General features: G+C 63.3%; 18 protein-coding genes and 1 tRNA gene. 12 read left to right on the forward strand and 7 right to left on the reverse strand.

Annotated elements, in window-relative coordinates:
- Window positions 1–2 precede the first annotated feature (2 nt).
- On the reverse strand, window positions 3–1187 hold the full coding sequence (locus H0W65_RS00605; RefSeq protein WP_294002743.1) for an acyltransferase: 1185 nt from the start codon (window positions 1185–1187) through the stop codon (window positions 3–5).
- A 99-nt stretch (window positions 1188–1286) separates the two neighbouring features.
- Here H0W65_RS00605 and putA point away from each other — a divergent pair, with 99 nt between their 5' ends.
- Window positions 1287–4388, forward strand: coding sequence for a bifunctional proline dehydrogenase/L-glutamate gamma-semialdehyde dehydrogenase PutA (putA, locus tag H0W65_RS00610; RefSeq protein WP_294002745.1), 3102 nt, complete (start codon window positions 1287–1289; stop codon window positions 4386–4388).
- A 15-nt stretch (window positions 4389–4403) separates the two neighbouring features.
- Complete coding sequence (locus H0W65_RS00615) at window positions 4404–5084, forward strand: phenylalanine--tRNA ligase beta subunit-related protein (RefSeq protein ID WP_294002747.1); 681 nt, start codon at window positions 4404–4406, stop codon at window positions 5082–5084.
- A 15-nt stretch (window positions 5085–5099) separates the two neighbouring features.
- Here the strand turns inward: H0W65_RS00615 and H0W65_RS00620 are convergent.
- Both H0W65_RS00620 and H0W65_RS00625 read right to left on the reverse strand, forming a co-directional pair.
- Window positions 5100–5174, reverse strand: a tRNA-Asn gene (locus tag H0W65_RS00620).
- A 125-nt stretch (window positions 5175–5299) separates the two neighbouring features.
- On the reverse strand, window positions 5300–6223 hold the full coding sequence (locus H0W65_RS00625; RefSeq protein WP_294002748.1) for an NAD kinase: 924 nt from the start codon (window positions 6221–6223) through the stop codon (window positions 5300–5302).
- Between H0W65_RS00625 and H0W65_RS00630 the strand changes: the two genes are divergently transcribed.
- The 3 genes from H0W65_RS00630 to H0W65_RS00640 are packed head-to-tail and all read left to right on the forward strand — an operon-like array spanning window position 6218 to window position 7883.
- Complete coding sequence (locus H0W65_RS00630) at window positions 6218–7078, forward strand: EAL domain-containing protein (RefSeq protein ID WP_294002750.1); 861 nt, start codon at window positions 6218–6220, stop codon at window positions 7076–7078. The two genes, H0W65_RS00625 and H0W65_RS00630, sit on opposite strands and share 6 nt — an antisense overlap.
- 38 nt (window positions 7079–7116) lie before the next feature.
- A complete protein-coding gene (locus H0W65_RS00635; RefSeq protein WP_294002752.1) occupies window positions 7117–7449 on the forward strand; it encodes a hypothetical protein in 333 nt (110 codons plus the stop codon).
- 5 nt (window positions 7450–7454) lie between these two features.
- Entirely contained in the window at window positions 7455–7883 is a 429-nt protein-coding gene (locus tag H0W65_RS00640; RefSeq protein WP_294002754.1) for a hypothetical protein, read from the forward strand.
- Here the strand turns inward: H0W65_RS00640 and mfd are convergent.
- Window positions 7880–11374: a transcription-repair coupling factor gene (gene mfd / locus H0W65_RS00645; protein WP_294002756.1), complete on the reverse strand. Its 3495-nt coding sequence runs from the start codon at window positions 11372–11374 to the stop codon at window positions 7880–7882. The two genes, H0W65_RS00640 and mfd, sit on opposite strands and share 4 nt — an antisense overlap.
- Window positions 11371–11631 (reverse strand): succinate dehydrogenase assembly factor 2, encoded by a 261-nt coding sequence (locus tag H0W65_RS00650; RefSeq protein WP_294002758.1) that lies wholly within the window; start codon window positions 11629–11631, stop codon window positions 11371–11373. Before H0W65_RS00650 ends, mfd begins: the two co-directional genes overlap by 4 nt.
- 103 nt (window positions 11632–11734) lie before the next feature.
- On the opposite strand from H0W65_RS00650, the gene recG reads away from it, so the two are divergent.
- Window positions 11735–13792: an ATP-dependent DNA helicase RecG gene (recG, locus tag H0W65_RS00655; protein ID WP_294002760.1), complete on the forward strand. Its 2058-nt coding sequence runs from the start codon at window positions 11735–11737 to the stop codon at window positions 13790–13792.
- Here recG and tyrS read toward each other — a convergent pair.
- Entirely contained in the window at window positions 13779–14996 is a 1218-nt protein-coding gene (gene tyrS, locus H0W65_RS00660; protein WP_294002762.1) for a tyrosine--tRNA ligase, read from the reverse strand. The genes recG and tyrS overlap by 14 nt on opposite strands.
- Before the next feature lie 212 nt (window positions 14997–15208).
- Here tyrS and H0W65_RS00665 point away from each other — a divergent pair, with 212 nt between their 5' ends.
- The 4 genes from H0W65_RS00665 to H0W65_RS00680 all read left to right on the forward strand — a co-directional run bounded on the left by H0W65_RS00665 (window position 15209) and on the right by H0W65_RS00680 (window position 18459).
- Window positions 15209–15739, forward strand: coding sequence for a DOMON-like domain-containing protein (locus H0W65_RS00665; RefSeq protein ID WP_294002764.1), 531 nt, complete (start codon window positions 15209–15211; stop codon window positions 15737–15739).
- The gene (locus H0W65_RS00670; protein ID WP_294002765.1) at window positions 15736–16935 is read left to right on the forward strand and encodes a DUF1343 domain-containing protein; all 1200 of its coding nucleotides are present in this window, start codon (window positions 15736–15738) and stop codon (window positions 16933–16935) included. The genes H0W65_RS00665 and H0W65_RS00670 overlap by 4 nt, the downstream gene beginning before the upstream one ends.
- 95 nt (window positions 16936–17030) lie before the next feature.
- Window positions 17031–18083, forward strand: coding sequence for an HWE histidine kinase domain-containing protein (locus H0W65_RS00675; RefSeq protein ID WP_294002766.1), 1053 nt, complete (start codon window positions 17031–17033; stop codon window positions 18081–18083).
- On the forward strand, window positions 18076–18459 hold the full coding sequence (locus H0W65_RS00680; protein WP_294002767.1) for a response regulator: 384 nt from the start codon (window positions 18076–18078) through the stop codon (window positions 18457–18459). The genes H0W65_RS00675 and H0W65_RS00680 overlap by 8 nt, the downstream gene beginning before the upstream one ends.
- 14 nt (window positions 18460–18473) lie before the next feature.
- Here H0W65_RS00680 and H0W65_RS00685 read toward each other — a convergent pair whose 3' ends face one another.
- Window positions 18474–19667 carry a VWA domain-containing protein gene (locus H0W65_RS00685; protein WP_294002769.1) on the reverse strand — a complete coding sequence of 398 codons (1194 nt, stop codon included), beginning with the start codon at window positions 19665–19667 and terminating at the stop codon, window positions 18474–18476.
- Window positions 19668–19936: 269 nt separating this feature from the next.
- Between H0W65_RS00685 and H0W65_RS00690 the strand changes: the two genes are divergently transcribed.
- Together H0W65_RS00690 and H0W65_RS00695 are read left to right on the forward strand one after the other, a co-directional pair.
- Window positions 19937–21385, forward strand: a complete 1449-nt coding sequence (locus tag H0W65_RS00690) for a methyl-accepting chemotaxis protein (RefSeq protein ID WP_294002771.1) — start codon at window positions 19937–19939, stop codon at window positions 21383–21385.
- Between the two features lie 162 nt (window positions 21386–21547).
- The coding region (locus tag H0W65_RS00695) for a methyl-accepting chemotaxis protein (RefSeq protein ID WP_294002773.1) at window positions 21548–22345 on the forward strand (798 nt) is incomplete at its 3' end.

Consider the following 22345-nt stretch of genomic DNA (forward strand, 5'->3'; position numbering starts at 1 on the left):
CTTCAGGCCTTTACGGGTGCGGGACTGCGATTGATCATTGCAGCCCTGATCAGGCGCTGCATCGGCGCTTCGAACCGGATAAAGACTATCCGGCCCAGGACGATCGCCGTCGCCAGATAAGCGAGCAGGAACCATGGTTCGCTAAGCGGAAGCGCGATGCCGCTCTGCAGGACGACGATCGCTACGCACAGTTGCATCGGGAAATGGATCAGATAGGTGGAATAGGTGAGGTTGCCGGCGGCATGGATCGGTCGCTGCCACCGATCGAGCGGGCGCCAGTCTTGCGCGGCAAGAAAAAGCAGTGGCGGCGCGATGGCGAGCAGCAAGGTCGGCAGTCGGCGCTCGATATCATCGAGGCCGAACACCATCGCCGCCACGGCGGCGGCGGCGGCAATGAGAGCGGCTATCAAGCGGGCTTCGACCGGCCGGCACCGTGCCCGTTCGCTGGCTAGAAATTCGGCTGCCGCGCCACCGGCGAAGAAATAGCCGCCGCAGATCAGCGCTGGGGACGTCGCCCGGGTCCAGATGCAGAGCAGCGCCGCCGCGACGGCGGTTACGATCAACCAGCACGCCTTGCCGAACGTTCTCAAAAGAAGGAAAAAGCCCACATAGACGAACACTTCGGCCGATACCGACCAGATCGGTCCATTGAAACTCATCGGCCGCGGCCCGCTCCATTGGTCGGCGAGTCCGAGCTGCAAAAGGAAGCTGGACCAGCTGACGTCCTTGAAGACGAACGGCTCGCCGGCGAGCGCGACATAAGCGGGCTGGAGCGCAGCGACGATCAACAGTGTCGCCAGATGGAGGGGGTAGAGCCTCGAAAAGCGCAACCAGAAGAACCTGCCCGGCGCAACCGTCCGCGCGGCGATCGCGTCGGCGTATTTCCAATAGACAATGAATCCGCTGATGCACCAGAATATCTGAACCCCGAGCAGGCCGAAGCTATAAAAGGGCCAAAGCAGGTCCTCGAGCGGCGCATGTGGCCGCGCCATGCCGCTCGCGTCGCCGATCATCGCGAAATGATGATAGTGCCACACCAGCACCGCCATCGCGCAGACGAACCGCACCAGCTCAAGCCCAAGCAGTTTGGACGGCGCCGCTGCGCGCAGTTCGCTGTGCATCGCGGCCGCCTCGCGCCGGTCCAGCGCGGCACCATCATTTACAGATAGATGTTCAACCCTGCTCATGACCGCCAGACCTAACCGAAAATGGTTACCAATTGCCCGCTGGAAAGCCCGGACGGGACAGCCTATTTGCGCAGCCAAACCGTTCTCGGAAAGAGCTTCATGATCGATCGCACCGCGCTCCGCCTTGCCTATCGCCCCGACGAGAATGACCTGGTGTCAGAGCGACTGAAGCAGGCGAAGCTGGCTGCCGGACAGCAGGGCGAAGCGAGCGCCATCGCCCGCTCGCTGGTAAAAGCGGTGCGCGGGCACAAGGCCGCTGGCCTCGACGCCTTCCTCCAAGCCTATGATCTTGGTTCGGACGAGGGAATCGCGCTGATGTGCCTGGCCGAGGCGTTGCTGCGAATACCTGATGCCGAGACCGCCGACGATTTGATCCACGACAAATTGTCCGGCCCCGACTGGGCAGAGAAATTGAGCGAAAGCCGTTCGACCTTTGTCAACGCCGCGACGTTTTCGCTGCTGCTGACCGGCAAGGTGCTCGACGAGGCCAACGACAAGACCGAGGGCTGGCGTTCGGCGCTTGGCCGCGCGGTCGGCAGGCTCGGCGAGCCGCTAATCCGCACCGCAGTAGCGCAGGCGATTAAGATCCTCGGTCGACAGTTCGTCTTTGGCCGTACTATCGGCGAAGCGCTGAAGCGCGCAACGCCCGAACAGGCGCGTGGCATCAGTCACAGCTTCGACATGCTCGGCGAGGCGGCCAAGACCCACGCCGATGCCGCCCGCTACGCCCGCGCCTATGCAGACGCTCTCGATGCCATCGCCGCGAGCGCGAAGGGGGGATTCAAAGCCGCCCCAGGTATTTCGGTCAAGCTCTCCGCCCTCCACCCGCGTTACGAATGGAGCCATGCCGAAGAAGCTAAGGCCGCCATCCTCCCGGTCGTCCGCGGTCTCGCACTGAAAGCGGCGGCGGCCGACGTCCATTTGACGATCGACGCCGAAGAAGCTGACCGGCTCGAACTGTCGATGGACATCATCGAGGCGATGGCCGCCGACGACGCGCTGTTCGCCGGCGGTTGGGCCGGGTTCGGTATGGCGATCCAGGCCTACGCGAAGCGCGCAGTGCCGCTTTGTGATTGGATCGTAGAATTGGGCCACAAACATCAGCGAACATTGATGGTTCGCTTGGTGAAAGGCGCCTATTGGGACAGTGAGATCAAGGTTGCACAGGTTGCCGGCCTCACCGATTATCCCGTGTTCACCCGCAAGGTCGCGACCGACGTAAGCTATCTCGCCTGCGCCAAAGTTCTGCTCGCGGCGCCTAACGTCATCTATCCCGCGTTCGCTACCCACAACGCTAATACCATCGGTGCGGTCAAGGCCATCGCCGGCAAAGCGCCATTCGAGTTTCAGCGCCTCCACGGCATGGGTGAGGGCCTCTACGAGGAATTGGCCAAACTCGAACAAGCTATCGGCGAAACGCCTACGCCCGTGCGCATCTATGCACCCGTCGGAAGCCACAAGGAGCTGCTAGCCTATCTCGTCCGCCGGCTGCTCGAAAACGGCGCCAACTCGAGCTTCGTCAACCGCATCGCCGACGATGACGTGCCGATCGACGCGCTGGTTCGCGATCCGGTGACTGAACTCAAAGCCCTCACGTCGAAGCGCAACCCTGTCATCCCACTACCTGACGCCATTTTCGGCGGCCGCCGTAACAGCGCGGGTGCCGATCTTAGCGATCCCACGGTCCGCGAGCCGCTGCTCGCACGCCTCGCCAAGCTAGAAAAAACGAGCTGGAAGGCGGCGCCCGGCGGGGCAGGGACGGGCGACAAACGCCCAATCGTCTCGCCTTTCGACACGTCGGTCACGGTCGGCGAGGCGGTTTGGTCGAGCGAAGCCGATATCGGCCGCCTGGTCCGCTCCGCCGCCGCTGCGCAGGTCGAATGGGATCAGCGCGGCGGCGAAGCGCGCGCCGCTTTGCTCGACAAGACCGCCGACTTGTTCGAGGATCGGCGCGATGAACTGTTCTCGCTGTGCATCCGCGAGGCAGGCAAGACTTTGCCCGATGCGGTGCTCGAAGTGCGCGAGGCGGTCGATTTCCTGCGCTACTACGCTTGTGAGGCGCGCCGCTTGTTCGCCGCCCCCATCCCGCTGCCCGGACCGACCGGCGAGATCAACGAGTTGCGCCTTCACGGACGCGGCGTGTTCGCCTGCATCAGCCCGTGGAATTTCCCGCTCGCCATCTTCATCGGCCCGGTCGCAGCCGCGCTGGCCGCGGGCAATGCCGCCATCGCCAAGCCCGCCGAACAAACCCCGCTGGTCGGCGCGCTGGCGATCGAGCTGATGCACCAGGCCGGCATTCCGCACGACATCGTCCAGCTAGCGCCGGGCGCCGGCGAAATCGGCGCAGCGCTGACCGCTCACCCGCTGGTCGCCGGGGTCGCCTTCACCGGTTCGACCGATACCGCCCGCGCGATCAACCGCACCCTGGCAAACCGTGATGGCCCGATCGTCCCGTTGATCGCCGAAACTGGCGGCCAGAATGCGATGATCGTCGATTCCTCGGCCCTGCCCGAACAAGTCACCCGCGACGTCGTGGCGTCGTCATTCCAGAGCGCCGGCCAGCGCTGCTCGGCGTTGCGCGTGCTGTTCGTCCAGGACGATGTCGCCGATGGAATGATCGAAATGATTGCAGGGGCGATGAAGGCGCTTGGCGTCGGCGACCCCTCGGAGCTGACCACCGACGTCGGTCCAGTCATCGACGAAGAGGCCAAGGACGCGCTCGACGCTCACCTCGTAAAGCTCAAGGGCAAGATCATCGCCCAACTCGAACTGCCAGCTTCGGCCAAACAAGGTCACTTCGTCGCCCCGACCATGGTCGAGATCGACAGCCTTTTCGACCTCGACCGCGAGCATTTCGGCCCGATCCTCCACGTCATCCGTTGGAAATCTGGCGAGCTTGACAAGGTCATCGCCGCGATCAACGCCACAGGCTACGGCCTTACCCTCGGCCTCCAGAGCCGCATCGACACCACCCGTTTCTATGTCGAGCGCCACGCCCGCGTCGGCAACCTCTACGTCAACCGCAACCAGATCGGCGCGGTGGTCGAAAGCCAGCCGTTCGGCGGCGAAGGCCTGTCGGGCACCGGGCCGAAAGCTGGCGGCCCCCACTACGTCGCCCGCTTCGCTACCGAGCGCGTCACCTGCATTGACACCACCGCCGCCGGTGGCAATGCCAGCCTGATGGCGGCGATCGAGGGATAGTAAGCTGTGGGGGCAATGGGCTTGATCGGGGCCCGGATTGGCGACGATGTTCGGCAACTCCGGCCGGATTTTCGCGCGATCAGCATTGTCGCGACCGGAGTCGAAAACCGTATCGACCATCCAATCGCGCGCGCCTTGCTGGCGGAAGCGCGCAAAAGCCTCGATTTCGCGCCATGGGCCGATGCTCATCTCGAAGCGTGGCGCGAAACCTTTCGGGCGTTCGGAGCCAAGCCGAAAAAGACCGCCTCATCGGTCGAGGCGCTGCGGTCGCGGGTCGCCAAATCCGGCGAACTGCCGCCGATCAACGCGGTGGTCGATCTCTATAATGCGGTCAGCATCAAATTCGCGCTACCGGTGGGGGGCGAGAATCTCGATTCCTATGTCGGCCGACCGCGGTTGATCAGGGCCGACGGCAGCGAGACGTTCGACACAGTCCGGGACGGTAGGCTAATCCACGAGCCGGTCGACCGGGGTGAAGTTATCTGGCGCGACGACCTCGGCACAACCTGCCGGCGATGGAACTGGCGCCAGTGCCTGCGGACTCGGATCGAACCCTCATCGACCCGGCTTTGGTTCGTACTCGAGGCCCTGGCGCCGATGGCCGACGAAGCGGTCGAGGACGCCGCCCGCAGCTTGTGCGGCGCGCTCGCGGTGATCAGCCCGTCAGCGAGCATCGACCGCCAATGGTTGCGTTAACGCGCGCCGGAAAAATGGCTCCCCGGGCCTGATTCGAACAGGCGACCATTCGATTAACAGTCGAACGCTCTACCGCTGAGCTACCGGGGAGCAGCCCCCGCTCGGGTTCCCGTCAAAGTCCTACTTTGATGGGGCCCTATCGGGAGCGACGAGCGCCTAATAACGCGCTCGCCGGGCGTTGCAACCACTACGTGGCGAATTGCGGCCCACACAGCCTAGGTCGCGAACTGTTCCATGGCGATCCGCTCGTCGAGCGCATGCTCGGGATCGAACAGCAAGGTCAGCGATCGCGACCGATCGAGCGTGACGTCGACTTTCGCCACATCGCGCACTTCGAACTGGTCGGCCACCGCGGCCACCGGGCGCTTGTCGGCCTCGAGCACGCGCAGGGACACCGAGACCTCGTCGGGCAGGATCGCGCCGGACCAGCGGCGCGGTCGAAACGGGCTGATCGGGGTCAGCGCCAGCATCTTCGCCGCCAGCGGCAGGATCGGCCCGCTGGCCGATAGGTTATAGGCGGTCGATCCCGCCGGGGTAGCCACCAACACCCCGTCGGCGACCAGCTCAGGCATCACCACCCGGCCGTTGACGCTGACCTCGATCTTCGCCGTTTGACGGGTTTCGCGCAGCAGCGACACTTCGTTGATCGCGGGGTGGGTCCAGGTCTCGCCGCGGATGGTGTGCGCCTCCATGCTCAAGGGCGCGACGCGGATGTGCTTGGCGCCCGCGATCCGCTCGCTCAGCCGGTCGAGGCGCCATTCGTTCATCAAAAAACCGAACGTGCCGCGGTTCATCCCGAACACGGGGCGGGCCGGGCCTTCCTCAAGCATCGCATGAAGCGTCTGCAGCATGAATCCATCGCCGCCCAGCGCTACCAGTGTCTCGGCGTCGTCCTCGTCAGCCCAATGGTATCGGCGTCGCAACAGCACTTCCGCGGCCCGCGCCGCTTCAGTCGAAGAGGCGACCAGTCCGATGCCCTGCGCGGCGAGATCGCGCTCGGGTGCGGCGGGCGAGGGGCCTTCGGCATTCACGCGGTCAGCATAGGGATTTGGCGGCCGAACGCCACTGTCCCGTATCGGGGCGGCAGCGACTGTCGTCTTTGGCAGCCAGCCGCACCAGCCTAAGAAGCGCGAATGCATCTGTGGCGTATCAATTTCCTTGGGGGCAAGCGGGCGTCGGATCGGGGAACTCCGGCGCCCGCTTCGTATCGCCGCGACCGCGCCCTCGAACGGGCCATTCGAGGCAATCGGATCGAGATCCGTTTTCAGCCGCAGATCGAGCCGGCCAGCGGCCGCATTGCCGGGGTCGAGGCGCTGGCCCGCTGGGCCGAGGTCGCCGGGCCCAAGGAGCTGTTCGACCGCGCCGATCTTGCCAACCTCGCCGAGCGGCTGTCGCGCGAGATCCAGCGCAAAGCATTGCGCGCCGCGGGGCGTTGGACCGGCGAGCTAGCCATGCTCAATCTTTCGATCAACCTGCTTCCAACCGATCTCGACCGTCCGGGCTACGAGCGCTGGCTGCTCGACGAGATCAAGGCCGCTGGCCTGCGGCCTGAGCAAATCACCGCCGAAATCGTCGAATCGAGCCTGGTCGAGGATAATCCGGCGGTCGCCGCGCGCCTGTCGTGCTTGCGAGCCGCGGGCGTCCGAATCGCCATCGACGATTTCGGAACCGGCTATTCGAGCCTTGCCTATCTCATCTCGCTGCCGATCGACGCGATCAAGATCGACCGCGGCCTCATTGCCGACATTGTCGGCGGCACGCGGGACCGAATCGTCGTCAAGGCGATGATCCAACTCGCCCGTGAACTCGGCCTCAAGGTGGTCGTCGAAGGCGTCGAAAGTCGCGAACAGCTCGCGCTACTCTCCGATTGGGGCTGCGATCTTTACCAAGGCTTCCTCGGTGCCGGCGCGCTCGACGAGGTTGAGCTGGAGCGCTTCGTCGCAACCGCCGTCCATGCGCCGCCCGACACCGTTGGTCGATTGCCGCTGTCCTGACGAGCCGGTACGACCGATGTCCAGCGCGGAGGTGACAAATGAACCGGGGAATTATGGTCATCGGCGTGGAAATCGCGCTGCTCGCGTCAGCCTGTGGCAAGAAGCCCGAAGCGGCCAAGGCGGAATTCTCGCAAGCAGCGATCGATGCCGCGCTGGCTGATCCCGGCCGCACGACCGATCGAGACGGCGATGCCCGGCGCAAGCCCGGATCGCTCATTGCGCTGGCCGGGGTGGGGGCGGGCGACAAGGTGCTCGATCTGATCCCGGGGAACGGATATTGGACGCGCATCTTCAGCAAGACCGTCGGCCCGACCGGCAGGGTCTATGCGATCTGGCCTCAGAACTCGCCGCCGGCAACGTCGGCAGGCTGAAGCAAATGGCGGCCGACAAATATTACGGCAACATCGTTACAGAAGTTCAGCCATCGAACGAGCTGACCGCGCCGGAGCTCCTCGACGTCGTGTGGACGTCGCAGAATTATCACGATTATCCTGCCGAATTCATGGGCAAGAGCGACCCCTCGATCCTCAACAAGGCCGTTTTCAAGATCCTCAAGCCGGGCGGCACCTACATGATCATCGATCATCGGGCGAAGGCCGGGCGCGGCCTTGGGGACACCAATACATTGCATCGCGTCGACCCGGCGATCGTGCGCCGACAGGTGGAGGAGGCGGGTTTCCGCTTCGTCGGGGAGTCGAAGGTGCTTGAGAATCCCGCCGATGGGCTCGACCTTCCGGCATTCGCCCCGGCGATCCGCTACCACACCAGCCAGTTCGCCTATAAATTCGTGAAGCCGGCAAACTAGGCCGGTTCCAGCTCCTTCACGGCCTCGCTGGCGGCGAGCACTCGCATCAGTCCGCGGGAGATTTGCAGTGCACCCTGCAGCCGCGCTTCGCCGGTCGACCAGTCGCGGCTGACAACCAATTTGCTGTCGGGCCTGAGCTTGGCTGCCCCCTTTAGCCGCGCCACATAGGCGAGCAGGCCAGCGAGGTCCGGGAAGCCCGATGGAGCAAAGGTCACTACCGCGCCCTTCGCGCCGACGTCGAGCTTGGCGATGCACGCCTTGCGGCAATTGATCTTGGTCTCGACAATCTGCAGCAAATTGCCCGTTTCTTCGGGCAGCTTACCGAAGCGATCGATCAGCTCGGCGGCGAATTCTTCGACCTCCTGACGGCTGTCGAGCTCGGCCAGGCGGCGATAAAGCCCCATCCGCAAATCAAGATCGGGCACATATGTTTCGGGAATAAGGATTGGGGCCTCGACATTGATTTGCGGCGTGAATGCCTCGGTCCGCTCGCCACCCGCCTTCTGCTCGAGGATCGCCTCTTCGAGCATCGACTGATAAAGCTCGAACCCGACTTCCTTGATGTGGCCGGATTGCTCGTCGCCCAGGATATTGCCCGCGCCGCGGATATCGAGGTCGTGGCTGGCCAATTGGAACCCCGCGCCAAGGCTATCCAGATTGGCCAGAACCTGGAGCCTTTTGTCGGCTCCTTCACTGATCGAGCGGTCCGATGTGGTCGTCAGATAGGCATAGGCACGGGTTTTCGACCGCCCGACGCGCCCTCTAAGCTGATAGAGCTGGGCCAGTCCGAACCGGTCGGCGCGGTGGACGATCAGCGTATTGGCGGAGGGGATGTCGAGCCCGCTCTCGATAATCGTCGTCGACAGCAAGACATCGTAATTGCGGTCGTAGAAGGCGCTCATCCTCTCCTCGACTTGGGTCGCGCTCATCTGGCCGTGGGCCGTCACCGCCTTCACCTCGGGCACTTCCTCGGCCAGCCATTGCTCAAGGTCGGGCAGATCGGCGACGCGGGGTGCAACGAGGAAACTCTGCCCGCCGCGATAATGTTCGCGCAGCAGTGCCTCGCGCACCACCACCGGATCCCACGGCGCGACATAAGTGCGGACCGCCAGCCGATCGACCGGCGGGGTCTGGATCACCGACAGTTCGCGCAAGCCGGACATTGCCATCTGCAGCGTCCGCGGGATCGGCGTCGCGGTCAGGGTAAGGACATGGACGTCTTCCCTCAGCGCTTTCAGCTTTTCCTTGTGCGCGACCCCGAAATGCTGCTCTTCGTCGACAATAACTAAGCCCAGCTTCCTGAATTCGATCGACTTCGAGAGCAGCGCATGGGTTCCAATGACGATATCGACTATGCCTTTTTCCAGCCCTTCTCGCGTCTTTACGGCCTCGGCCGCCGGAACCAACCGCGACAGCCGCCCGATCTCGATCGGGAAGCCGTGGAAGCGCTCGACGAAATTCCTGTAATGCTGACGGGTGAGCAGGGTGGTTGGGCAGACCAGCGCGACCTGATACCCCGCCATCGCCGCCACGAAAGCCGCGCGCAACGCGACCTCGGTCTTTCCGAAGCCGACGTCGCCGCACACTAGCCGGTCCATCGGTTTGCCCGACTCCATGTCGGCCAGCACTTCACCGATCGCTCGTTCCTGGTCGTCGGTTTCCTCATAGGGGAAGCGGTCGACGAACTGTGGAAAGGCGCTGTCCGGTTCGGCGATTTGGCCGGGGCGAGTCGCGCGTATCGCGGCCGTCGTGATCAACTCGCCGGCGATCTCGCGGATTCGCTCCTTCATCCGCGACTTCCGCCGCTGCCACGCCTCACCGCCCAGCCGGTCGAGCGACGCCCTTTCGCTATCGCTGCCGTAGCGAGTCAGTACGTCGATATTCTCGACTGGGACGTAAAGCTTGTCGCCCCCGGCGTAGGACAACGCGACGCAGTCGTGCGGCGCCTTGCCGACCATGATCGAGGTCAGGCCTTCGTAGCGCGCGACCCCATGATCGGCATGAACGACCAGGTCGCCGGGCGACAGCGCGGCCAGTTCAGCAAGGAAGGCGTCCGCGCTCTTGCGGCGCTTTTTGCGCCGCACCAGGCGGTCGCCGAGTATATCCTGCTCGGTAAGCACGGCGACATCGGGCGCGGCGAAGCCATGGTCGAGCGGCAGCACCAACAGCGATGCTTCGGTCTTGGCGCCGAGCGCCTCCTGCCAAGTCGCGGCCTGGCTGAAGCTGTTCAGCCCATGGTCGGCGAGCAACCCCGCCAGCCGCTCGCGAGCACCTGCGCTGTAGCTGGCGAGAATGACCTTCTTCCTATTCTTCCGTAAGTTGCCAGCATGTTTGACGACTGCCTCATAGACATTCGCGTTTTGTGCCCGCTCGGGGGAGAAGTCGCGTGGGCCTTCGACGGCGAAATCGATGACCCGATCGCTGGCCGGTTCGGGGAATGTGGAGCTGAGGTGAATCGGCCGTTCCGCTACCGCGCCCTGCCATTCCTTCTTGGCCAGGTAGAGGGTCGAGGGCGCCAGCGCGCGATAGCTGCCCGGCTCCGCGACCATCGCCCGCTCGCGATTGGCGAAATAGTCAGCGATCGCCTCGGTGCGCGATTTCATGGCTCCGTCGGTCCCAGCATCGCGGACAATGACATCTTGATCGCCCAGATGGTCGAACAGCGTCGACAGCTTGTCTTCGAAAAGCGGCAGCCAATGCTCCATTCCCGCCAGCCGCCGCCCGTCGCTGACCGCTTGGTAGAGAGGGTCGCCGGTGGCGTTGGCCCCGAACTGTTCGCGGTATCGCGCGCGGAAGCGTTTTACGCTGTCCTCGTCGAGCAGCGCCTCCGACGCTGGCATCAGCATGAAGGCTTGTGCCGCTCCGATCGTGCGTTGGTCGGCGGGGTCGAAGCGCCGCATCGTCTCAATCTCGTCGCCGAAAAAATCGAGTCTCAGCGCGGTTGGCTCGCCGGCCGGGAACAGGTCCAGTATCGACCCCCGCACAGCGAACTCGCCCGAGTCATGGACCGCTTCGGTGCGCTGGTAGCCGTTGGCGACCAGCAACTCGACCAGCTCGTCGCGCTCGAATCGCTCGCCAGTGGCAAGGCGGCGGGTCAGCTGGCGAATGCGGAACGGGGTCAGCAGCCGCTGGGTAACGGCGTTGGCGGTCGCGATCAGCAGCTGGGGTCCCTGGCGCGTCGCCTGAAGCGCCTGCAGTGTCGCCAGCCGCTCGGCCATTATCCGCAGCGCCGGGCTAGCGCGATCGTAAGGCAGACAATCCCACGCGGGCAGGGTCAGGACGGCAACGTCGGGCGCGAACACCGGCACCGTATCGGCCATCGCTCGCATCGCCGCTTCGTCGGCTGCGATCACAACGGCGCGCCCGTTTTTACCTGTCCCATGCACGGCTCGCGCCAGGTCCGCGGCCAGCCACGGCAGGAATCCGGTAGGAACGCCGGCGAGGGTCAAAGGCGCCTTGGCCTTCAATATTGCTGAATGCGGATCGCTCACTTCGCCACCTTGATGAAATCCAGCTTTTGCATCGCGTACATCATCGTGTCCCGATAGTGCTCAGGCACATCCTGCGTCCCAATCGCCCAGGCCATAATGTCGACATCGGTTTCCATCAGGAGGGCCGCGAACAGTGCCCGCTCATTGGCGTTCCAGCCCGCATGATGCGCGTCGAAAAAGCCGCCGATCATCATGTCCGCCTCGCGCGTGCCGCGATGCCAGGCGCGGTACTTCAGCGCCCGTAAAACATCGTCCATTCGGCCTATCTCCACGCGCGAAAAACCCGCTCGGCGAAGTCGCCGCGGGTGGATGCATCGTCCATGTAGGCAGTCGCAGCGGCGCACGCTAGGGTCGCCCGCGATGCGGCCCGAAATCCTCAATCCCCTTTTCGCCGAGGTCGAGGCGCTGAAGGGCGTCGGGCCGGCCAATGCCAAGGCGCTCGCTCGCCTCGGGATTACGCGAGCAATCGATCTCGCCTTTCATTTGCCGACCGGGACCATCGACCGCATCCGCGCACCCGCCGCCAGCGGCTCACTGCTCGGCCGCATTGTTATCCTCGAGGTCAAGCCGTTCGAGGTGCGCGCCGGGCAGGGCAGGGCGCCGCTCCGCATTTTCGCCGCGGATTCAGACGATAACACGATCACGCTGACTTTTTTCAACAACCCGGGCTGGGCCAAGAAACAGCTACCGCTCGGTGAAACCCGGATCGTCGTTGGCAAGCTCGATGCCTATGGCGACGAATGGCAGATGGTGCACCCAGAAGTACTCGAACCCGCCGCATCGGCCGATCTGGCGTTGCGAGAGTCGGTTTATGGCCTGACCGAGGGTATTTCGAACAAACGCATGCGCGAGCTCGCGCTGACCGGTTTAGAGCGCGCGCCCGAGCTTGCCGAATGGATCGAGCCCTCGCTGCTAGCTCGCGAGAATTGGCCTGCCTGGCGTGCCGCCCTCGCTGAATCCCACTCCGAACCGACTGCAACTTCAGCCCGCAAGAGACTGTCCTACGACGAGATTTTCGCCAACCAGCTCGCCCTGAATTTGCTGCGCCAAATCGCCCGTCGTAAGCGCGGCGTCCCCCTCCAGGGCGACGGCCGCTTCACGCAAAAACTCCAGCTGCCCTATCATCTGACCGGCGCCCAGGCGCGCGTCATCGACGAGATTCGCGGCGACATGGCGCAGGACAAGCCCATGCTGCGCCTCCTCCAGGGCGACGTTGGCTCGGGCAAGACATTGGTCGCGCTGCGCGCGATGCTCGAAGCGGTTGAGGCCGGGGCCCAAGCGGCGATGCTCGCTCCGACCGAAATCCTGGCCCGCCAGCATATCGCAACGCTGCAATGCCAGTGCGCCGCAATCGGCGTCACCGTCGCCATTCTTACCGGCCGCGAAAAGGGTCGCGCCCGTGAAGCGGTGCTGATGGGCCTCGCCGATGGCAGCATCGACATCCTCGTTGGCACCCACGCCATTTTCCAGCAGCATGTCTTCTACAAACGCCTTGGCCTGATCGTGATCGATGAGCAGCACCGCTTCGGCGTCTCACAGCGCCTCCTGCTGAGTGAAAAAGCCGAACGCCCGCCGCATCTTCTGGCGATGACTGCGACTCCAATTCCGCGCACGCTGACGCTGACCCAATATGGCGAGATGGATGTCAGCCGGATCGACGAAATGCCTCCTGGTCGCACCCCGGTCGAAACGCTGGTGATCAGCGACGAGAAACTGCCCGACGTCATCGCTGGCCTCGGCCGCCACCTCGCCGCGGGAGGCCAAGCCTATTGGGTCTGCCCGTTGGTCGAGGAGAGCGAAAAGAGCGATGCCGCCGCTGCCGAGGAGCGCGCCGCCCTGCTCCGCGCTCGCTTCGGCGCCGATCGCGTCGGCCTCATCCACGGCCGCATGAAGGGTCCCGACAAGGACGCCGTCATGGCGTCATTCGCGTCCGGTGACCTTGGCGTTCTCGTCGCCACCACCGTGATCGAGGTCGGGGTCGATGTCCCGAACTCGACGCTCATCGTGGTCGAAGGCGCTGAGCGCTTCGGCCTCGCTCAGCTTCATCAGTTGCGCGGCCGCGTTGGGCGTGGATCGGGGGCGAGCCGCTGCATCCTGCTGCGCGGCCAGATGCTGACCGAAACGGGCAGGGCGCGCCTCGCCCTGATGCGTGAGACCAACGACGGATTTCGCATCGCCGAGGAGGATCTGCGCCTGCGAGGCCCCGGCGAAATCCTCGGGCTTCGGCAGTCGGGCGAACAGGCGTTCAAGGTCGCCACGCCCGAGGATGTCGCCGAGTTGGCGCCGATGGCGAACGACGACGCCCGCTTGCTCCTCGATCGCGACGGCGGCCTGGCCAGCGAACGCGGGCAGGCGGCGCGGCTGTGCCTCTACCTATTCGAGCGCGACGCGGCGGTGGGACTGCTCAGGAGCGGATGAGCAGGCCGTGGCGCTTCTTGCCAAGGCTGACTTTGGCGGGAGCGCCCACGATCATCGCTGGATCGCTGACCGTAACGCCATCAACCTTGACGGCGCCCTCGGCGATTTTGCGCCGCGCCTCGCCGTTCGACGCCGCGAAGCCGAGTCCGGTCAACGCTTGTACAACTCCCGTTTCGCCATCGACCGCCAGAGTCGGCAAATCTCCGCCCGCGCCGCCGCCCGCGAAGGTCTGGCGCGCGGTCGCCTCGGCGCTCGCCGCCGTCTCGGCCCCATGAAGCATTGCCGTCGCCTCGTTGGCCAGCACGACCTTGGCGTCGTTGATCGCCTGCCCCTCGAGCCGCGCCAGCTCGGCGACCCGTTCGAGCGGCAGGTCGGTGAATAGCTTCAAGAATTTTACCACGTCGGCATCGGCCGTGTTCCGCCAAAACTGCCAATAATCATAGGCGCTCAGCTGGTCGGCGTTGAGCCACACCGCCCCAGCCGCGGTCTTGCCCATCTTGGCGCCGTCGGCGGTCGTGATGAGGGGAGTAGTCAGCCCGAAAAGTGCGGCCCCGTCCATCCGCCGGCCAAGCTCGATGCCGTTGACGATGTTGCCCCACTGGTCCGATCCGCCGAGCTGCAACCGGCAACCGAGGCGCCGCGAGAGTTCACGGAAATCATAGGCCTGGAGGATCATGTAATTGAACTCGAGGAAGGTCAGCGGCTGCTCGCGGTCGAGCCTGTGCTTGACCGAATCGAAGGTAAGCATGCGATTGACGGTGAAATGCGGCCCGACGGTGCGCAGCAGGTCGAGGTAGCCGAGCTTCGATAGCCATTCGTCGTTGTCGACCATGATGGCGTCGGTCGGAGCGTCCCCAAACGTCAGATAATGTTCAAACACTCGGCGGATCGAGGCGATGTTGGCCTGGATATCCGACTCGGTCAGCAGCTTGCGCGATTCATCCTTGCCCGACGGGTCGCCGACCTTGGTCGTCCCTCCGCCCATCAGCACGACCGGCTTGTGCCCGGCCTGCTGGAGGCGGCGCAACATCATGATCTGGACCAGGCTGCCGACATGAAGGCTCGGCGCCGTGGCATCGAAGCCAATATAGCCCGGCACCACCTCGAGCGAAGCCAAAGCGTCGAGTGCCCCGGCGTCGGTCGCCTGGTGAATATAACCGCGCTCGTCGAGGAGGCGGAGGAGGGTGGAGCTATAGGCCGTCATGGGCGTCCGCTTAGCCGCCGCGCTGCCGAGGTGAAACCCCGGCCCCAGGTTGCGAATGTTCCCAATGTTCGCACTGACGAGCCTGCAAACGACCCGGAACAACGGCGAACGATAGTCGAGCGCGAATATGCATCCGCAGCACCGTGTCAGATGATTTCCTACATTGGAACCACCGACTTGCGGCGCGACGTGTACGCGGCTTAGGTCGGGAGATGGAGCTGCTTCATCACCGCGAGACCCCGAGCATCGCCGTGGAATCGGTCGATGTCGCGGTGTGGTGCGATCAAGGGCGATGGCATTTCCGCTACCTGGTCGAAGGGGCGCAAGGGCTGGCCCTGCCCGATCCCGCGGCGCCGGCACGGGCCGATGGCTTGTGGAAAACAACCTGTTTCGAGGCGTTTGCGGGGCTAAGTGGCGGCGCATATTTGGAATTCAACTTTTCACCGTCGAGCCAATGGGCCGCTTATCGGTTCGACGCATACCGGCAGGGAATGCGCGAGGAGCCGACGGAAGTTGAGGTGTGGTCAGAAGGCGGCGATAGCTGGATCGCGCTCGAAGCCAGCGTGCGTTGCGATGCATTGGTCGCGAGAGCGCCGCTCGGCCTCACCGCCGTGATCGAGGAAAAAGGCGCGCAAAAAAGCTATTGGGCGCTCGCTCACCCCGCCAATCCCTCCAAAGCGCTGCCCGATTTCCACGATCGCTCTTGCTTTGTCGCGAAGCTGGCGGACATAGCGGCGTCATGAAATTCGGCATCGAACGGCTGCTCGCCGACCCCCAGCTTCGCGCCCCGCTGGCCGGCAAACGCGTCGCGCTCCTCGCCCATCCCGCTTCAGTCACGCGCGATTTGACCCACAGCCTCGACGCGTTGGCAGCGCTCGATGACATCCGCCTGTCTGCCGCGTTCGGCCCGCAGCATGGCCTGCGCGGAGACAAGCAGGACAATATGGTCGAAAGCCCGGACTTCATCGATCCGGTCCACGAAATTCCGGTGTTCTCGCTTTATGGCGAAGTGCGCCGCCCCAAAGGCCAGTCGATGTCGACCTTCGACACGGTGCTGATCGACCTTCAGGATGTCGGCTGCCGCATCTACACCTTCATCACCACCTTGCTCTACATGATCGAAGCCGCGGCCGAACATGGCAAGTCGGTGTGGGTGCTCGACCGGCCAAACCCAGCGGGTCGCCCGGTCGAAGGGCTGACGCTGCGCCCGGGCTGGGAAAGCTTCGTCGGCGCCGGGCCTATCCCGATGCGCCACGGCCTGACGCTGGGCGAGCTCGGCCACTGGTTCGTCGACCATTTCAAGATCGACGTCGACTATCGCGTGATCGAGATGGAGGGCTACGATCCCCATGCCGCGCCCGGTTTCGGCTGGCCCGCCGATCGCCTGTGGATCAACCCGTCGCCCAACGCCCCCAACCTCAACATGGCTCGCTGCTATGCAGGGACGGTGATGCTCGAAGGCGCGACGCTCAGCGAGGGCAGGGGCACCACGCGGCCGCTCGAACTGTTCGGCGCGCCCGATATCGAAGCGCGGGCGGTGATCAAGGTGATGCGCGATATCGCGCCGCAATGGCTCGAAGGTTGCACGTTGCGGGACATTTCGTTCGAACCGACCTTCCACAAGCATATCGGGCAATTATGCAGCGGCGTACATATCCACGCCGAGGGCGAGGCCTATGACCACGCCGCGTTCAAGCCGTGGCGCGTCCAAGCGCTCGCATTCAAGGCAATCCGCGCGCTGTTCCCCGACTACGACCTGTGGCGCGACTTCCCGTATGAATATGCGTTTGGCAAGTTGCCGATCGACGTCATCAACGGAGGCCCGGCACTTCGGGAATGGGTTGACGATTCGGCGGCGGAGCCGGGCGACCTCGATCGGTTGACCAATCCCGACGAGCGGTCATGGGATGTTGAGCGGCAAGCATATCTGCTTTATTGAATTGGGCTGTCTTGAGTTGGTAACAGCGGAACACGCGCGCTCCGGTAACGTTGGAGCGCCGTAACGATTGCAGCCTTACCGTAGGCGAACTGACTATGCCCGATAGCACCAATACCACCGCCGATCAGCAGGCCGCCGAAGCCGAAGTCGAAGAATTTCGCGCCGAGCTCGGCCCGTTCGTGACGGCCGCGGAGACGACGCGGATGCCGATGATCTTTACCAATGCGAAGGAAGGCGAAGACCCACTGATCTTCGCCAATGATGCCTTTCTTGAACTGACCGGATATCGTCGCGACGATGTCCTCGGCGAGAGTTTCAAGTCGCTGATGAAGCGCGGCACCGGGTCCGACGAACTGAAATCCATCGAGGCCGCGTTCGCCGCCACCGCGGAGAGCGAGCCCGAAATCTGCTACAAGCGCAAGGACGGAACGATGTTCTGGGCCACGGTCCACATCAGCCCGGTCCGCGACAAAAATGGCGAGATCGTCCAGCATTTCGTTTCGCTCGTCGACAATACCAAGAATCGTGAGGAGCAGGCTCGTTGTAAAATGCTGATCGACGAGCTTAATCACCGGGTGAAGAACACGCTTTCGACCGTCCAGTCCATCACGCGTCAGGCCTTGCGCACTGCGACCGACCCCGCGACGATCGGTGAATCGATCGAATCGCGGATATTCGCGCTTTCGCGCAGCCATGATCTTTTGTCCCATGAGGGTTGGCAGGGCGCAGGGCTGCATGACCTTATCGGCGCGGCGCTCGAGCCGTTCGGTGTCGCCAATGGCCGCACCGAGCGGTTCAACATCGACGGCGACAACATTCGCCTGTTGCCCAAGGCCACGCTCGCGCTCGGCATAGCGTTCCATGAGCTGGCCACCAATGCCGTCAAATATGGCGCGTTTTCCAATAATGCCGGGACGATCGGGATTTCATGGACGATCGAGCCTTCGCCCGCCGGTGAGCGCTTGATTCTTCACTGGCGCGAGAAAGACGGTCCGCCGGTCCGTCCGCCGTCGCACAAGGGGTTCGGATCGCAGGTAATCGAGCGCGGGCTGGCACACGAACTCGGTGGTAGCGTCAAGCTTGAATATCCCCCCGAAGGGGTCTTCTGTACGGTCGATATTCCGGCACCGAAGGGGCTAAATGAGTAAATTGCTATCCGGTCAGCGCATATTGGTCGTCGAGGACGAGATGATGGTCCTAATGAATATCGAATGCGTGCTCGCGGACCTTGGGTGCGAAGAAGTGACGGCCGCCGCCACCGTCGGTCGTGCGCTTGCCTGTATCGATGCCCAGATGTTCGATCTCGCCATGCTCGACGTCAATCTCGACGGTCTGCCGAGTTATCCGATCGCCGATGCGCTCGCCGCGCGCGGGGTGCCGTTCGTGTTTTCCACCGGCTATGGCCTCCACGGTATCGACCAAGCCTATCGAGATCGGCCGGTTCTCAAGAAGCCGTTTACCGATAACGAGGTGGCAAAGTCGCTCGCCGGCCTCATTCCGCCCGAGTTCGAGAACGCGGCGTAGCGGATCGCCGGCGATCACCGCTTCCGGCTCAGTTCCCTCATCGCATCGTCGAGACCGTCGAGCGTCAGCGGGTACATGCGGTCGCCCATCAACTGGCGCAAAATCGCTGTCGAAGCAGAGTGGCCCCAATAGGTTTCAGGCGTCGGGTTGATCCACGCCGCGGCGGGCCAGGCATCGGTTAGCCGCCGCAGCCAGACCGCGCCCGCTTCCTCGTTATAATGTTCGATCGAGCCGCCCGCATGAGTGATCTCGTACGGGCTCATTGCCGCGTCGCCAACGATCACCAACTTATGGTCGCGGCCGAATTTGTGGATGACGTCGTGGGTCGATGTTTTTTCCACATGGCGGCGGCGATTGTCCTTCCACACGCCTTCGTAGATGCAATTGTGGAAATAATAATGCTCGAGATGTTTGAACTCGGTTCGAGCCGCCGAAAACAGCTCCTCGGCCTGACGGACGTGGCCGTCCATCGACCCGCCGATGTCGAGAAACAGAAGCAGCTTGACCGCATTGTGGCGCTCAGGGCGCATCTTGACGTCGAGCCAACCCTGCCGCGCGGTACCGTCGATCGTCCCGTCGATGTCGAGTTCGTCGGCCGCGCCTTCGCGTGCGAACCGCCGTAGCCGGCGCAGCGCGACCTTGATGTTGCGCGTGCCCAGTTCGCGCTCCCCGTCAAGGTCGCGATATTCGCGCTTTTCCCACACCTTGATCGCGCGGCCGTGGCGCCCGGGCCCGCCGATGCGCACGCCCTCGGGGTTGAACCCGCCATGTCCGAACGGGGACGTGCCGCCCGTGCCGATCCATTTGTTGCCGCCCTGATGGCGCCCTTCCTGTTCCGCGAGCCGTTCCTTAAGCGCGGCCATGATCTCGTCCCATGAGCCCAGGCTCTCGATTTCCGCCATCTGCTCGGGGGTCAGATAGAGTTCGGCGACCTGGCGCAGCCATTCTTCCGGAACCTCGCCGCGCAGCGCTTCGCCGGTCGCGATGAGCCCCTTGAACACCTCTGCGAACACCCGGTCGAAACGGTCGAGCTGCCCCTCGTCGTGAACGAACACGCTGCGCGCCAGATAATAGAATTGCTCCGGCGAGCCAAGTTCACCTCCCGGCGCGATGACGTCCGCGTCGAGCGCCTCGAGCAGCAGCAGATGCTCCTTCAGCGAGGCCTGGATTCCCCCGCGCCGCAGCGCCTCGACGAAGCCGATGAACATACAGTCTTCTTTGCCGCTCGAGGTGTTGGAAGTCGAGGGCTGGGATCAACCTGCCATGGGGGGTCGATGCATTGGCAATGATTGCGAGCCGATTGTTTATTCGCCGACTATGAAACTACCACATCTCTATCCGCTTGGCTGCGCTGTCGGCCGTATAGTCACCGCCACAACCCGGCGAAGTTCCTCCGATACGGATAAAATCTATAGCCATGGTTAATTAGCGATCAGCCATTGTGCGGCATCGTTTGAGGAAAATGCAGGGGTGGCCCGTGACCAGTGAGATTGTCGATTTGTCGGTCGCCAGCGCCGTTCGCGCTGCGGCGCGCGACTGCGGCACCCTGTCGTTCGAATGCACCGACGTCACCGGTCTGGTGGAGGCTGTCTCCGCTCGAACCGCTGAGCATTTGAGGGCTCTCGACAATCTGGAGATCGTCACCACGTCATTGTTGGCAGATCAGGCCCACGTCGCCATGTCTACGGATGAGGCGCGCCTTCTTTCCCAGCAGGCGAAGGAAAAGCTTGGCGCCGGCAGAGTGGCAATCGAGGGCACGATTGCCGGGTTCCGAGAGCTTACGAGTCTCGTCGTCCAGCTGGGAGGCCGCATGGCCGGCTTTGCCGAGGCGATGCAGCAAATGCAGCTAGCAACCAAGAACATTGAGGGGATTGCCCGCAAGACCAATATGCTTGCGCTGAATGCGACCATCGAGGCGGCCCACGCGGGAGTTGCTGGCAAATGCTTCGGGGTTGTCGCCGCCGAAGTAAAGAAACTTGCCCAGGATACGCGTGCTGCGACCAGCGGTATTGCGATTACGATCGAAACTCTGACCCGCGAAGCTGGCGCTGTCAGGTCAGAAATCCAATCTGGCGTGGAGCGGAGTGAAGCTGCCCAGATCGCGTTTGGGACGATTAGCGGGGTGATCGGCGAGGTAACCGAGATCGTCCAAATGGTAGACCAGCAAACCGACGGCATCGCCGATGCAACTCATCTGATTGAATCAAGTGTCGACCAGGTGAAAGCCAGTCTTACCGAATTCGCGCGCAACGCACGCGAAAATGCCGGCGCATTGCTGAACGCGCAGGAAAGACTGTCCAGCTTGGAGGGTCTCTCCAACACGGTGCTCGACACCTTGGCAGGTTCAGGAGCGCCAATCGACGACACTCCGTACATCGAAATGGCGCAGCAGGGTCACGCCGACGTTGTCCGGGCGATCACCGACGGACTTGCCCGTCGTTTGCTAACCGAGGATGAGCTTTTCGATTTTGATTATAAGCCTGTGCCCGACACCGATCCCCAACAGTATGATGTTCGCTTCAACCGCTTTGCCGATCAGTACATTCAGCCGATTTTCGATAGCTGGACAGGGTTGGAGGATTTGACGTCCACGGCGGTTATCACCGACATTAACGGTTATTTGCCAACTCACATGTCGAAGAACTCGCAGCCCCGGAGCGACGATCCCTCATGGAACAAGATCCATTGTCGCAATCGTTGCAACTTCATCGACGACGCCACACGGCGGGCGATCCAAAGCGACAAGCCATTCATGCTGGTAACCTACCGAATTGAGCTAGCCGATGGAGAATTTGCGCCAGTGAAGAATGTTTTCATCCCCATCCACATCAGGGGTCGGCGCTACGGGAATTATGAATTTGCCTATGTCGACCCTAATCGCGCCGATGAACGACACCAGGCAATGCGTGCCCTTCCGAACCATTGAGCGGCTAGCCTTTTCGCCTTTTCCAGAATGATCCTGCCACCTCAATTAGGATGGAACACGATCGCCGTCGACGATGGGTGCGGGCCTGGCTTTTGCGTGGTTAACAAAGAGGAAGGGGTTTCCATCTATTTCGGTTCAAGTTCATTTTGGATCGGATTAATCATGGCCACGCTAGGCATTGAAGAAATTACCGAAAACGCGATCCGCGCCGTGGCGCGCGATTGTGGGTCGCTGTCGATCGAATGCAGCGACGTCGCCGGCTATGTCGAGGATGTCGCGGGGCGGATTTCCGACCATTTGAAAATGCTCGACGGGCTGGAGGAGGTCACCACCCGGCTGCTGTCCGACCAGGCTCGCGTCAGCGATTCGACCGACGAGGCTCGGCTGTTGTCCGAACAGGCCAAAGCCAAGCTCGAAGCCGGGCGCGAGGCGATCGAGGGCACCATCTCGGGCTTCAAGGGCTTGACCGAGTTGGTCGTCCAACTGGGCGAGCGGATGGCGGGTTTCGCCACCGCGATGAACCAGGTGCAGATGGTCTCCTCAACCATCGAGACCATCGCCCGCAAGACCAATATGCTTGCCTTGAACGCGACCATCGAAGCGGCGCGCGCCGGCGATGCCGGGCGCAGCTTCGCGGTGGTCGCGGCCGAAGTGAAGAAGCTCGCCCATGACACCCGCGCCGCGACCAGCCAGATCGCCTCGACCATCGGCGAGCTGACCCGCGAGGCGAGCGCCGTCACCAGCGAGATCAAGACCGGCGTCGACCGCAGCCGCGCCGCCCAGGCCGGCTTCGGCCAGATCAGCGATACCGTCCGCGAAGTGACCGAAATCGTGTCGATGGTCGACCGCCAGACCGAGGGCATCGCCCATTCTACCAGCCTCATCCAAACCAGCGTCGACCGGGTCAAGGCCGGCCTCAGCGAATTTGCCGGCGACGCACGCGAGAACGGCGGGCAGCTG

The organism is Sphingomonas sp. (assembly GCF_013816785.1).
Lineage (GTDB): Bacteria > Pseudomonadota > Alphaproteobacteria > Sphingomonadales > Sphingomonadaceae > Sphingomicrobium.